Here is a 13642-nt window from a genome sequence, read left to right as displayed (position 1 = left end):
ACGAAGGTTCTGGCGCCTTCCGGCCTCAAACCGTCATGATCTCGGCTTCTTTCGTCGTGACGAGCTTGTCGATTTCCGCGACAAACCTGTCCGTCAGCTTCTGGACATCGTCGCCAGCGCGGCGCTCGTCGTCTTCGGAGATTTCCTTGTCCTTCACGAGCTTCTTCAGTTGCTCGTTAGCGTCGCGGCGCAGATTGCGGATGGCAACCTTGGCCGTTTCGGCTTCGCCCTTGACAACTTTCGTCAGCTCACGACGACGCTCTTCCGTCAGCGCGGGCATCGGCACACGGATCACGTCGCCCTGGGTAGCCGGGTTCAAACCCAGATCCGACTCACGGATCGCCTTTTCGACCACCGCCACCATCTTCTTTTCCCACGGCTGGACGCCGATGGTGCGCGCGTCGATCAGCGTCAGATTGGCGACCTGCGAAATTGGCACCGGCGAGCCATAGTAGTCCACCTGGATATGATCCAGCAGCCCCGTGTGTGCGCGACCCGTGCGGATCTTCGACAGATCGTTGCGAAACGCTTCGATCGAGCGCTGCATCTTCTGGTCAGCGCCCTTCTTGATGTCAGCCACAGACATGATTAAACCTCCGAACCTTTAAAACGGTGCAGGCCGGCCAGCGCGCGCACCGGCGGCGACCTGCGTTCAAGCCCACATTACGTGGAAGAGAGTTTACACGTGGACGAGCGTGCCTTCGTCCTCGCCCAATACGATGCGCTTGAGCGCGCCCGGCTTGATGATCGAAAACACGCGGATCGGCAGCTTCTGATCGCGGCACAACGCAAAGGCCGTCGCGTCCATAACCTGCAGATTGCGACCGATGGCCTCGTCGAAGCTGATCGTCGTATAGCGGGTCGCCGAGGCGTCTTTCTTCGGATCGGCCGAATAGACGCCGTCCACCTTGGTGGCCTTCAGCACGACTTCCGCGCCGATTTCCGAACCGCGCAGCGCAGCAGCGGTGTCAGTGGTGAAAAACGGGTTGCCGGTGCCGGCCGCGAAGATCACTACCTTGCCTTCTTCCAGCTGACGGATCGCGCGGGGGCGAATATACGGCTCAACAACCTGGTCCATCCGCAGCGCCGACTGTACGCGGGCCTCGATGCCCGCGTGCCGCATGGCATCCTGCAGCGCGAGTGCGTTCATCATGGTCGCAAGCATCCCCATGTAGTCTGCCGTCGCGCGGTCCATACCGGCTGCACCGCCTGCCACACCACGGAAAATATTGCCGCCACCGATGACGACCGCCAGCTGCGTGCCGAGCCGGACCACCTCGGCTACATCCGCCACCATTCTTTCGATCGTCGCGCGATTAATGCCGAAGGCGTCATCGCCCATCAAGGCTTCGCCGGAGAGTTTGAGGAGGACGCGTTTATAGGCAGTGGGCATAGAGATATCCAGATCGCGCAGAGAGGACGACAACAACTCGGAACTGTAGGGGTGAAATGCTGATTCGGGCAAGCGCCGCCAAATTGGTGAACCGGAAGGTTCACCGGCAGCGGCCGCCATGCCGGCCCAACCCCGAGATTCATCCCGGCGGCCGTCCCGCATGCAGCCTTGCGGCGCTGCCGGCCGCGGTAGGGTCTTGCCCCACCGCGGGTCCAACGGTGCTGCCTTGATACTTATTGCTGCTTTGCAGCAGCGACCTGAGCAGCCACTTCGGCGGCAAAATCGTCCTGGCGCTTTTCGATGCCTTCGCCGACCACGAACAGCGCGAACTTCTGCACGCTCGTGTTCGCTGCCTTCAGCATCTGCTCGATCGTCTGCTTGTCGTTCTTCACGAACGGCTGGTTCAGCAGCGACACCTCCTTCAGGTACTTCTGCACGCTGCCGTCGACCATCTTCGCGACGATTTCAGCCGGCTTACCCGATTCGGCGGCCTTCTGCTCAGCGATGCTGCGTTCCTTGGCGATCAGGTCGGCCGGCACTTCGTCCGACGACAGCGAAACCGGCTTCATCGCAGCGATGTGCATCGCGACGTCCTTGCCGACCTGTTCGTCTGCGCCCGTGTACTCGACCAGCACGCCGATACGCGTGCCGTGCAGGTACGCTGCCAGCTGGTTCGAGGTTTCGAAACGCACGAAACGGCGGATCGACAGGTTTTCACCGATCTTGCCGACCAGCGCGAGACGCACCGCGTCGACCGTCGTGCCATCCAGCGGCAGCGCCGACAGCGTAGTCACGTCAGGCGGGTTTTGCTTGGCAATCAGTTCTGCGATGGTCTTCGAGAAGGCCAGGAAGTCGTCGTTCTTCGAAACGAAGTCGGTTTCGCAGTTCAGTTCGACGATCGCGCCTGCGTTGCCGCCGATGAACGATGCGATCACGCCTTCAGCCGTCACGCGCGATGCCGCCTTGCTGGCCTTATTGCCCAGCTTCACGCGCAGCAGTTCCTCGGCACGGGCCATGTCGCCCTCGGCTTCCGTCAGCGCCTTCTTGCATTCCATCATTGGCGCGTCGGTCTTCGCGCGCAGTTCTGCAACCATGCTTGCGGTAATTGCCGCCATCATTCGCTCCTTGAGTCTGTCTTTCACACGCCGCCCGCACTTCGATGCCAGCGGCAATAATTCGTTTCCGCGTCAGCGCGAAATTTTTATCGCGCTGTTTCCACACGTGTGCTCGCGCCCATCCGGGCGTCGCGGCTTAAAAAAAGGGGGCCTGTAGAAAGCCCCCTTTTTTGCCGGACACGGGGCAGCCTTATGCCTCCGAGTTGACCTCGACGAACTCGTCGCCATCGCCACCGCGTGCAGCCTGCACCACTTCGTTGACCGCATTCGCACGGCCTTCAAGGATCGCATCAGCCACGCCTTGCGTGTACAGGGCGACTGCCTTGCTGGCGTCGTCATTACCCGGGATCACGTAGTCGATGCCTTCCGGCGAGTGATTCGTATCAACCACAGCGATGACCGGCACGCCGAGCTTGTTCGCTTCGGTGACGGCAATCTTGTGGTAGCCAACGTCGACCACGAAGATTGCGTCCGGAATGCCGCCCATGTCCTTCACGCCGCCGATCGACTTTTGCAGCTTGGCGATTTCGCGTTCGAACAACAGCGCTTCCTTCTTGCTCATGCGCTCGAGTTCGCCTGCCTCAACAGCCGCTTCCATGTCCTTCAGGCGCTTGATCGACACCTTGAGCGTCTTGAAGTTGGTCAGCATGCCACCGAGCCAGCGGGCGTTGACGTAGGGCATGCCGGCGCGCTGCGCCTCTTCAGCGATCGTGTCGCGCGATTGGCGCTTCGTGCCGACAAACAGGATCGTGCCGCGGTTCGCTGCCAGTTGACGCACATACTTCAGTGCGTCGTTGTACATCGGCAGCGTCTTTTCGAGGTTGATGATGTGGATCTTGTTGCGATGGCCGAAAATGAAAGGGGCCATCTTCGGGTTCCAGAAGCGCGTCTGGTGACCAAAGTGGACACCGGCTTCCAGCATTTGACGCATGGTAACTGCCATGAAATTCTCCGCTAGGGTTGGGTCTTAAGCCGGCTGCCGTATTCGCCGCGCCGCCTTCGCCACCCCACTGTGACCAAAGATCTGACGCCGCGAACACCCTGGGTGCGCCGGCTTGCGAATCTGCTACTCTTGCTGCCGCTTTCTTGATGTCACTTTCGCGGAGCATCAAAGTCACCCTGGACAATGCAAATAACCAAGGACGACTTAGCCAAAGATTATAGCACGTGACTATCGGACGACTCAACTCATCCGCCCCCGATCAGCCACCGGTTGCACCTTGCGAGCTCTCCCTGCTCGAATGCGCTGCCGGAGTACCGGCAAACAGGCGCCCAGACCGGCAAACACCCTCGCAAAAGCCTGCGGCAGGCCCCATATGGTGCGATAATCCTTGCATAAATCGCATTTCAGGCTCGACTCATGGCTATTACGCTCAAAAACGAAGACGATATCGCCCAGATGCGCATTGCCGGCAGGCTCGCGAGCGAGGTGCTCGACTACATCACACCTTTCGTGAAGGCTGGCATCACAACCGGCGAGCTCGACCGTCTGTGCCACGAATACATGCTGAAGGAACAGGGCACGATTCCCGCCCCGCTCAACTATCAGCCGCCAGGCTACCCGCCCTATCCGAAGGCCACGTGCATTTCCGTCAACGACGTGATCTGCCATGGCATTCCCGGCGACAAGGCGCTCAAGAACGGCGATGCGCTCAATATCGACGTCACCGTCATCAAGAACGGCTATTTCGGTGACACAAGCCGGATGTTCATCGTCGGCGAAGGCTCGATCCTCGCAAAACGCCTTGTTCAGACCACTTTCGAATGCATGTGGCTCGGCATCGAACAGGTTCGCCCAGGCGCCCATCTGGGCGACATCGGCCACGCGATCCAGCGGTATGCCGAAGCGCAGGGTTACAGCGTGGTGCGCGAATATTGCGGCCACGGTATTGGCACCGTCTTCCACGACGACCCGCAGGTCCTGCATTACGGCCGCCCGGGCACCGGCATTGAACTGCAAAAGGGCATGATCTTCACCATCGAACCAATGATCAACGCCGGCCGCCGCGATATCCGCACCATGCCCGACCAGTGGACGGTCAAGACCAAGGATCGCAGCCTGTCGGCGCAATGGGAACACACGGTGCTCGTCACGGAAACCGGTTACGAAGTCCTGACCGTTTCCACCGGTACGCCGGCCCGCCCGGCGCTCGTTGCCACCACCGCCTGAGCGGCCCTTCCGTCCACTGCCCCGTTTGCCCATGAGTGTTCCAGCGGTTGCTCTTTCCCAAGCCACATCGCTCAAGGCGGACTACAAGGTGGCCAAAACCTCATTGCTGGAACGCTTCAGGACTGCGACCAACGTCGATTCGCTGATGCGCGCGCTCGCGCGCCTGACCGATCGTGCACTGCGCGGCGCCTGGGATGCCTGCGAGCTGCCAGCATCGCTCGCGCTGGTGGCCGTGGGTGGCTATGGGCGCGGCGAGCTGGCGCCGCATTCCGATATCGACATTCTCGTCCTGCTGCCCGACGAACCGGTCGCGCACCTCGAGGCCCGCATCGAGCGCTTTATTGGCCTCGCGTGGGACCTCGGACTTGATCTCGGCAGCAGCGTGCGATCGGTCTCGCAATGTATCGAGGAAGCGGGCAACGACGTCACGGTACGCACCTCGCTTCTCGAAGCGCGGCAGATTACGGGCAGCGCGACACTCTTCGAAGACTTCTCCCGGCGCTACCGCGACGCACTCGATCCCCGCGCCTTTTTCCAGGCGAAAATGCTGGAAATGCGGCAGCGCCACGCCAAATTTCAGGACACCCCCTACGCGCTCGAGCCGAACGTCAAGGAAAGCCCGGGTGGCCTGCGCGACCTGCAACTGATTTTGTGGATTACCCAGGCGGCCGGATTCGGCAGCAGCTGGCGCGAACTCGACGCGCGGGGCCTCATCACAGAACGTGAAGCACGCGAACTGCGTCACAACGAAGGCTTTCTGAAGGCGCTGCGGGCGCGGCTGCATGTGATTGCCGGACGTCGCCAGGACATTCTGGTGTTCGACCTGCAAAACTCGGTGGCGGAAAGCTTCGGCTACAAGGCGACCGCCACGAAACGCGCCAGCGAACAGCTGATGCGACGTTACTACTGGGCCGCCAAGGCCGTCACGCAACTCGCGACGATCCTGGTCCAGAACATCGAGGCGCAACTTTTCCCGACTACGAGCGGCGTAACGCGCGTGCTGTCGGACCGTTTCGTCGAAAAACAGGGCATGCTCGAAATCGCAGCCGATGACGTCTTCGAACGCGAGCCGAACGCCATTCTCGAGGCGTTTCTGCTATATGAGGATACGCCCGGCGTGAAGGGGTTGTCCGCACGCACGCTGCGCGCGCTCTACAACGCGCGCGACGCAATGGATCAGCGCTGGCGGCGCGATCCCGAAAACCGGCGCCTCTTCATGGAGATCCTGAAGCAGCCGCAAGGCGTCACGCATGCGCTGCGGCTGATGAACCAGACGAGCGTGCTCGGGCGCTATCTGCTGAATTTCCGTCGTATTGTCGGACAGATGCAGCACGACCTGTACCACGTCTACACGGTCGACCAGCACATCCTGATGGTATTGCGTAACCTGCGCCGCTTCGCGGTGGCCGAGCACGCGCACGAGTATCCGTTCTGCAGCCAGCTGATCGCGAATTTCGAGCGCCCGTGGGTGCTGTACGTGGCCGCGCTCTTTCACGACATTGCCAAGGGCCGCGGCGGCGACCATTCGACCCTCGGCATGGCCGATGCCCGCCGCTTCTGCCGCGACCACAATGTCGGGGGCGCCGACGGCGACCTCGTCGTCTGGCTGGTCCAGCACCACCTGACCATGAGTCAGGTGGCACAAAAGCAGGACACGAGCGACCCTGAGGTCATCAAGCGATTCGCGGAACTGGTTGGCTCCGAGCGGCGGCTGACGGCCCTGTATCTGCTGACGGTCGCCGATATTCGCGGCACCAGCCCGAAGGTCTGGAACGCGTGGAAAGGCAAGCTGCTCGAAGACCTGTACCGCAAGACGCTCGCCGTACTCGGCGGCGCGCGCCCGGATGCGCACTCGGAACTGAAAGCGCGCAAGGAAAAGGCGGTTGCGCTGCTCAGGCTCGAAACGGTGCCAGAGAACGCCCACTGCGCACTGTGGGATCAACTCGATGTCGGCTATTTTCTGCGCCACGACGCCGCCGACATCGCCTGGCAGACGCGTGTGCTCTATCGGCACGTGCAAACGCCGGTTCCCATCGTCCGTGCCCGTCCTTCGCCGATCGGCGAAGGGCTGCAGGTGCTCGTCTATGTGAAGGACCAGCCGGATCTGTTCGCCGCCATCTGCGCCTATTTCGACCGGAACGCGCTGTCGGTGCTCGATGCGCGCATCAGCACGACGCGGCACGGTTACGCGCTGGATAACTTCCTCGTCGCACATGCCGAGGAAGACGTGCATTATCGCGACATTGCCAATCTGGTCGAGCAGCAACTCACCGCGCGGCTCTCGGGCGAAGGCCCGCTGCTGCCGGAACCGTCGAAGGGGCGTCTTTCGCGCCTGTCGCGGACCTTCCCTGTCACGCCGCGCGTCGACCTTCGGGCTGACGAGCGTGGCCAGTACTACATCCTGTCCGTGTCTGCGAACGACCGGCCAGGCCTTCTTTATTCGATCGCGCGCGTGCTGGCGGAACATCGGGTCGGCGTCCATGCGGCGCGGATCAATACGCTCGGCGAACGCGTCGAGGACGTGTTTCTGCTGGACGGTCGCGGCCTCTCGGACAACCGCCTGCAAATTCAGGTCGAGACCGAACTGCTGCGCGCGATTGCAGTGTGAGATTTCATGCGAGTCAAACTGACAGCCAAGCACCCGCGGCCGGCCACTGCCGATCGCGCCCCCGTTCGCTCCGGCAGCGCTGCCGCACGCAGCAAGTCGAAGCCTGTCGGCCCCAAGCCGACGTCCATGCTGGGAGCCGGCGCCCGAAAAGGCGCTGAAAGCGGCGGCGCACGTCGTGGCGGCCCGGCAGCCCCTGCTGGCGCAGCGAAGCGGTCTTTCGGCACGAGCGCTCCAGCGGCGGGCGGCAAGCGCGCCGGCGCTGGCGATCGGCCTGCACGCGCCGAGGGCAGCGCACCGCGCGAACGTACTCTTGGCGAACGCACCGAGCGGCGTTCGCAGGCAGATCGCCCGCCGCGCCGTGAAGGCGCTGGCGGTGCACCCCGACGGGGAGACAGCGAGCGTGGCGAACGCGCAGCGGGTTCTTTCGCCGGTGCCCGCGACCGTGCGGATCGACCACCGCGTCGTGCAGACAGCGAGCGAAGCAGTGGCGAACGCGCACCGCGCCGTTTTGACAGCGAGCGAGATCGTAGCGACCGGCCGGCGCGCGCGCCCCGCGAGGACGGTGCAAAAAGGCCGTACAGTGGCGCCCGCGGCACGGACGAGACCCAGCGTCCGTTTTCGCCCCGCCCCGCCCGCTCGGCTGATGCCAGCCCACACGGCGAGCGGCCCGCGCGTCGCGAACGCGACGAATCGCGCGATCGCAGTGAAACCGCGCGCCCGAAGTTCGGAGCGAATCGCGGAGTACCCGGCGCGCGTCGCGATTCGGACCGCCCGGCACGCAGCGCCGAAGGCCGTCGCCAGGATGACGATCGTCCGTCGTTCCCGAAGGAGCGTCCTTCGTCCGAGCGAGGCCCGGGCGGAGAGCGCACCTTCGCGAAGCCGGTGAAAAGCGGTTATGCGGACCGGTCCGGACGCCCCGCGCGGGACGACCGCACAGCGGGCACGTCCGCGAGGCGCGGTTCGGGCGATCGTATCGAGCGCAGCGATCGCGGTGACCGCTCCGCTTCGCCGCGCGCCCCCCGCACGGGCGACACCACCGGTGCCTACGCCCGCCGCCCGGCCGATCGGGAGCGCCCGGCACGCGACGACAAACCGGCACGACGCGCACCTTCCACCGCAACGAGACCGGAACGCGCCCCGCAAGCCGCTTCGCATGCCGTCGAACGTGAATACGACGACCAACCGGGCGTGTTGCGCCTGTCGAAGCGCATGTCGGAACTGGGTCTGTGCTCTCGCCGGGAAGCGGACGAATGGATCGAGAAAGGCTGGGTACTTGTCGACGGCGTGAGGATCGACACGCTCGGCACCAAGGTCCGTCCGGAGCAGCATATCGAGATCGACCCGGCAGCCCAGGCGGCTCAGGCAAAGCAGGTCACCATCCTGCTGCACAAACCGGTGGGCTATGTGTCGGGACAGGCCGAGGACGACTATCTGCCCGCGGTGACACTGGTCACGCCGGAAAACCACTGGGACGGCGATCAGTCGAATATCCGCTTTTCGCCCGCGCAACTGCGCGCGCTCGCGCCTGCCGGCCGTCTCGACATCGACTCCACCGGCCTGCTCGTGCTCACGCAGGACGGCCGCATCGCGAAACAGCTGATCGGCGAGCATTCGGATGTCGACAAGGAATATCTGGTACGCGTGACGTGGGGCGAGCAGACCACGGATATCGACCAGAGATTCCCCGCCGAAAGTCTCGCCCTGCTGCGTCACGGCCTGTCGCTCGACGACGTGCCGCTCAAACCGGCGACAGTGAGTTGGCAGAACGGTGAACAGTTGCGCTTCGTCCTGCGCGAGGGCAAGAAGCGCCAGATCCGCCGCATGTGCGAACTGGTCGGACTTGAAGTGGTCGGCCTGAAGCGGGTGCGGATGGGTCGCGTATTGCTCGGCGCGCTGCCGCAAGGGCAATGGCGCTATCTGGACGCGGATGAGTCGTTCTGAGCCAGTCGTTCGTCGCCCCGCGTCGTTGTCTGTCAGTCGAAGCAAAACGCCCGCAAATGCGGGCGTTTTGCCTGGTGAGCATGCAGCCAGTGTGGTAGAAACCGCACCTCACTCGTCGATGTTCGGATCGAGATCCGGGAACAGCACCTCGGTAAAGCCGAACTTCGAGAAATCCGTGATCCGCATCGGGTACAGCTTGCCGATCAGGTGATCACATTCATGCTGGACAACCCGTGCATGGAAGCCTTCGGCAACCCGATCGATCGGCTTGCCGAACTGGTCAAAGCCGTGATACCGGATCATCGTCAAGCGGCTAACCGCGCCGCGCAGACCGGGGACGGACAGACAACCTTCCCACCCCTCTTCCGTGTCCAGCGACACCGGTGTGATGACCGGATTGATCAGCACCGTTTCCGGCACCGGCGGCGCGTCCGGATAGCGTTCGTTCTGGCCGAAACCGAAGATCACCACCTGCAGATCGACGCCGATCTGCGGCGCAGCGAGCCCCGCGCCGTCTGCATCGTGCATCGTCTCGAACATGTCGTTGACGAGCTCGTGCAACTCGGGTGTATCGAAATGCTCGACCGTCGCGGCGATGCGCAGGAGGCGCGGATCGCCCATCTTGAGGATTTCACGGATCATGTCAGATGCCCCTCCAGGAGCTTGCGCATACCATCTTCGTCGAGTACGGGGACGCCGAGTTCCTCTGCCTTGGCGAGCTTGCTGCCCGCTTCGGCGCCGGCCACCACGTAGTCGGTTTTTTTCGACACCGATCCCGCCACTTTCGCGCCGGCCGCTTCGAGCATTTCCCTGGCTTCCTCGCGGGCGAGACTTGGCAACGTACCCGTCAACACAACCGTCTTGCCAGCCAGCACGCCTTGCGGCGCTTTCGGCGCTGGCGGCCCCTCCGTCCACGTCACCTTGCCTGACGCGCGCAACTGGTCGATCACGGTGCGGTTGTGCTCTTCCGCAAAGAACTGGTGAATCGATTCGGCGACCACCGGCCCGACGTCGTTAACCTCCAGCAGTTCTTCGACCGAAGCGTTCATAATCGGATCGAGGGAGCCGAAATGCTTCGCGAGATCCTTCGCCGTCGATTCGCCGACGTGGCGAATTCCCAGCGCATAGATAAAACGGGCGAGCGTGGTGTGTTTTGCCTTTTCGAGCGAATCGAGCAGGTTCTGTGCCGACTTGTCCGCGAAGCGATCCAGGGCCGCGAGCGTCGAAAAGCCGATGTTGAACAGATCTGCGGGCGTGCGGACGAGATTCTGTTCGACCAGCTGATCGATGATCTTCTCACCGAGGCCATCGATATCAAGCGCGCGGCGCTGGGCAAAATGCCACAACGCCTGCTTGCGCTGCGCCGGACAGAAGAGCCCACCCCTGCAGCGTGCGATCGCTTCGTCGGGAAGACGCTCGATAGCGGAGCCGCAGACCGGGCAGTGCGTCGGCATCACAAACTCGCGCGCATCGTCCGGACGGCGATCGAGCAGCGCGCTCACCACTTCGGGAATCACGTCGCCGGCACGCCGGACAATGACCGTATCGCCGATACGGATGTCCTTGCGACGCACCTCGTCCTCGTTGTGCAGCGTTGCATTCGTCACGGTCGCGCCCCCGACGAATACCGGTTCGAGCCGCGCCACCGGCGTGATCGCGCCGGTACGGCCGACCTGCACGTCGATGGCGAGCAGCTGGGTCAATGCCTCCTGCGCCGGGAACTTGTGCGCGAGCGCGAAGCGCGGCGCGCGCGACACGAAGCCGAGCCTGTCCTGCTCCTCGCGCCTGTTCACCTTGTAGACGACACCGTCGATGTCATAAGGCAAGCCGTCGCGCTTCTCGCCAACCGCGTGAAAAAACGACAGCAGCCCTTGCGCACCCTCAACCACGGAGCGCTCGCCGTTGACCGGCAAGCCGAGTTCGCCGTACCAGTCGAGCAACGCGCTGTGCGTCGCGGGCATCTCCATACCTTCCAGCACGCCGATCCCGTAAGCGAAAAATGACAGCGGGCGCTGCGCGGTGACCTTCGGATCGAGCTGGCGCAGGCTCCCTGCCGCGGCATTGCGGGGATTGGCGAACTCGCGTTGCTCCGCTTCTCGCTGCCGTGCATTGAGCCGTTCGAAGTCTCGGCGGAACATCAACACTTCGCCGCGCACATCGAGCGTTGCCGGGATATGTTTGCCCTTCAACTGAAGCGGAATCGAGCGGATGGTCCGGACGTTCCCGGTGACGTCTTCGCCGGTCGTGCCGTCTCCACGCGTCGAAGCCTGAACGAAGTGCCCATCGACATAGCGCAACGAAATCGCCAGACCGTCGAACTTGAGTTCGCACGCATACTCGACGGGCGACTTGCCCAGCGCTTCAGAGACGCGCTTGTCGAACGCGACGATGTCTTCGTCGGCGAAGCCGTTGTTCAGCGACAACATCGGCATCGAATGCAGGACCGGTTCGAAGCCGCGCGCCGCCTCACCGCCTACGCGCTGAGTGGGCGAATCGGGTATGACGAGGTCCGGGTGCTCCGCCTCGACCTGCTGCAGTTCCTTGAAGAGCCGGTCGTATTCGGCATCGGGCAGGTCCGGCTGGTCGAGCACGTAGTACGCGTGGTTGGCGCGCTCCAGTTCAGCGCGCAGCCATGCGGCCCGGTCGGCCGGGGACGTAGTGGCAGGATCGGAGACAACAGTTCGGGCCATGCTTTGAAGGCGTTCGCAGAGGTCATTGAGATGTCAGATTATCGCAGGAAGCGCGGGCCGTGACATCGACTGGATGGCAAGGTTTGTGCGCACGCCGGCACTTGCGTATCGGGGCTCCCCGGTCTCTTCGGCAAGCGCTCGCCGGATCGCGTTGGCATCGATTCGATATGGCGCGGGACACCCGCCCAGGCAATCACGCGTCACGATATCCGCGGACGAAAACAGCCAATGATCGCCACGATGGCGGTATGGCTCGACAGCGCGAGGCGGCTAAAGCAGTGGGGAAATGAAAAGCAGCGAGTTGCCGGGCGACGTGGGCAAATATCGCCCGGCAGTGAGAAGATGAATGAAGCGGTGTTACTGGCTGAACAGCCGGCGCGTCGCCGGCGAGCCCGCGGGGATGCCCGCCTGCTCCAGTTTCGCGTACAGCGTCATCAACTGCTTTTCGATCGCGAGCAGCGAGCTTTCAGGCAGCGGGCGACGCTGATCGTCGACAACCCGGGCGCCGATCCGCTCGGACAGCGACTTTGCGTAATCACACATCAGACGGAACGGCAGGATGTCCTCGTCAGCGACCGGTACGTCGAGCACCAGTGTGATCATCTGGCCGCCCTTGTAAGTCAGGTCGTCGCGCAGGAAGTTGGTGTCGCCGAACTGCAGCATGAAGACCGGGCTCTGCTTCGCATCGAGCTTCACGAAGCGCGTGCCATCTCGTGACAGCAGCAGGCCATCCTGCGAAGCCACCGCCTGCACATAATTCGCCGACCACGGCGCACCGTCGGACATCACGTTGATCGACAATTGCGCATCGCATTGCGCGGCGAAGCCATCCAGCTCGCGCGCCATGGCGACCGTCTCCAGCATGTCGGGAAACTCCGGTGAAGCGTCGATCGCGTCGGCGAACTGCTGCACGCCGGTGACGAATTCGGAGAACTCCAGTTCGTTGAGCGGTCCGCTGCGATTCGCGAGCTGGGCTGCCGCCCGCAGTTCTTCGTAGCGAACGCCGTTCTGCAGCAACTCCCAGATGCCGCCGCCTTCGGGCTTGCCTTCGATATACACCGGCTTGCTGCCCGCGCGACGCAAACGCTGCGCAAACGGGATCACCTTGTCGCCGGCCACGGGCCCCGCAGGACGGATCGGCACGATGCAGTCGATGCGCCGGTCCACCACGGCGGGCGGTGCGGAAGAGATGGTCGTCGCGGCAGGCAGGATCGGTTCGATCTGCTCCTTGCCGGAGGCCGGCGACAGCTCTTCGTCGACCGGCTCGGGAAAGCCGTTCGGCGTCGTGGTTTCTGCCTGGATATCGGCAGGCGTATCGAGTGGCGCTACGCCCGCGCCCCCAAAGCTCGGCTCGACCCGAGCGGCGCTGGCAGCGTCGGCGGATTCGCCGAGCGATGGCTCGCGGCGCGTGGTCGGCCTTGCGGGTTCGATGAATGGGCTCTGTTCTTGCTGGTCGTCTCGCGCAAAGGTTTCAGCGGTTTCGGGTGGCATCGGCCGTGGCATCCTGCGGCGCACCTTCGCACCCTGCCACGCGTTGTACACCACCACACCCCCGACCACCACGGCGCCTGCGCCGATCAAACCGAGTGTCAACTCGTCCATGCATGCTCCGTCAGCAATTCTTTTATCTGCGCCGCGGCGTACCGCGCCCGCCCCGCGCGGCATGGAGCCGCAGCGTGATGCAGGTGCGCCGCCTGCTCAAATCCGCTTGTTCAGTTCAAAAGC

10 protein-coding genes are annotated in these 13642 nt (G+C 63.4%); 3 read left to right on the top strand and 7 right to left on the bottom strand.

Annotated elements, in window-relative coordinates:
• Window positions 1-25: 25 nt before the first annotated feature.
• The 4 genes from frr to rpsB all read right to left on the bottom strand — a co-directional run bounded on the left by frr (window position 26) and on the right by rpsB (window position 3451).
• Window positions 26-586, bottom strand: coding sequence for a ribosome recycling factor (gene frr, locus B0G77_RS15135; protein WP_133662857.1), 561 nt, complete (start codon window positions 584-586; stop codon window positions 26-28).
• A 93-nt stretch (window positions 587-679) separates the two neighbouring features.
• Window positions 680-1393 (bottom strand): UMP kinase, encoded by a 714-nt coding sequence (pyrH, locus tag B0G77_RS15130; RefSeq protein WP_133664153.1) that lies wholly within the window; start codon window positions 1391-1393, stop codon window positions 680-682.
• A gap of 233 nt (window positions 1394-1626) precedes the next feature.
• Window positions 1627-2508, bottom strand: a complete 882-nt coding sequence (gene tsf / locus B0G77_RS15125; protein ID WP_133662856.1) for a translation elongation factor Ts — start codon at window positions 2506-2508, stop codon at window positions 1627-1629.
• A 190-nt stretch (window positions 2509-2698) separates the two neighbouring features.
• Complete coding sequence (gene rpsB / locus B0G77_RS15120; protein WP_133662855.1) at window positions 2699-3451, bottom strand: 30S ribosomal protein S2; 753 nt, start codon at window positions 3449-3451, stop codon at window positions 2699-2701.
• A gap of 417 nt (window positions 3452-3868) precedes the next feature.
• Between rpsB and map the strand changes: the two genes are divergently transcribed.
• Genes map through B0G77_RS15105 form a run of 3 tightly spaced genes read left to right on the top strand, consistent with a single transcriptional unit; the run spans window position 3869 to window position 9227 of the window.
• Window positions 3869-4678 carry a type I methionyl aminopeptidase gene (gene map, locus B0G77_RS15115; RefSeq protein ID WP_133662854.1) on the top strand — a complete coding sequence of 270 codons (810 nt, stop codon included), beginning with the start codon at window positions 3869-3871 and terminating at the stop codon, window positions 4676-4678.
• A 31-nt stretch (window positions 4679-4709) separates the two neighbouring features.
• Window positions 4710-7286 carry a [protein-PII] uridylyltransferase gene (locus B0G77_RS15110; RefSeq protein ID WP_133662853.1) on the top strand — a complete coding sequence of 859 codons (2577 nt, stop codon included), beginning with the start codon at window positions 4710-4712 and terminating at the stop codon, window positions 7284-7286.
• 6 nt (window positions 7287-7292) lie between these two features.
• Window positions 7293-9227: a pseudouridine synthase gene (locus B0G77_RS15105; protein ID WP_133662852.1), complete on the top strand. Its 1935-nt coding sequence runs from the start codon at window positions 7293-7295 to the stop codon at window positions 9225-9227.
• A 108-nt stretch (window positions 9228-9335) separates the two neighbouring features.
• Here the strand turns inward: B0G77_RS15105 and def are convergent, their stop codons facing one another.
• From def to B0G77_RS15090, 3 genes are all read right to left on the bottom strand, one after another.
• Window positions 9336-9869, bottom strand: a complete 534-nt coding sequence (gene def, locus B0G77_RS15100; protein ID WP_133662851.1) for a peptide deformylase — start codon at window positions 9867-9869, stop codon at window positions 9336-9338.
• Window positions 9866-11917, bottom strand: a complete 2052-nt coding sequence (ligA, locus tag B0G77_RS15095; protein WP_133662850.1) for an NAD-dependent DNA ligase LigA — start codon at window positions 11915-11917, stop codon at window positions 9866-9868. The genes def and ligA overlap by 4 nt, the downstream gene beginning before the upstream one ends.
• A gap of 357 nt (window positions 11918-12274) precedes the next feature.
• Window positions 12275-13519 (bottom strand): cell division protein ZipA C-terminal FtsZ-binding domain-containing protein, encoded by a 1245-nt coding sequence (locus B0G77_RS15090; protein WP_133662849.1) that lies wholly within the window; start codon window positions 13517-13519, stop codon window positions 12275-12277.
• Window positions 13520-13642 lie beyond the last annotated feature (123 nt).

This window comes from Paraburkholderia sp. BL10I2N1 (assembly GCF_004361815.1).
In the GTDB taxonomy this organism is placed as follows: domain Bacteria; phylum Pseudomonadota; class Gammaproteobacteria; order Burkholderiales; family Burkholderiaceae; genus Paraburkholderia.
Note: the sequence above shows the minus strand (reverse complement) of the source record. Positions and strands in the feature narration are given on the sequence as shown.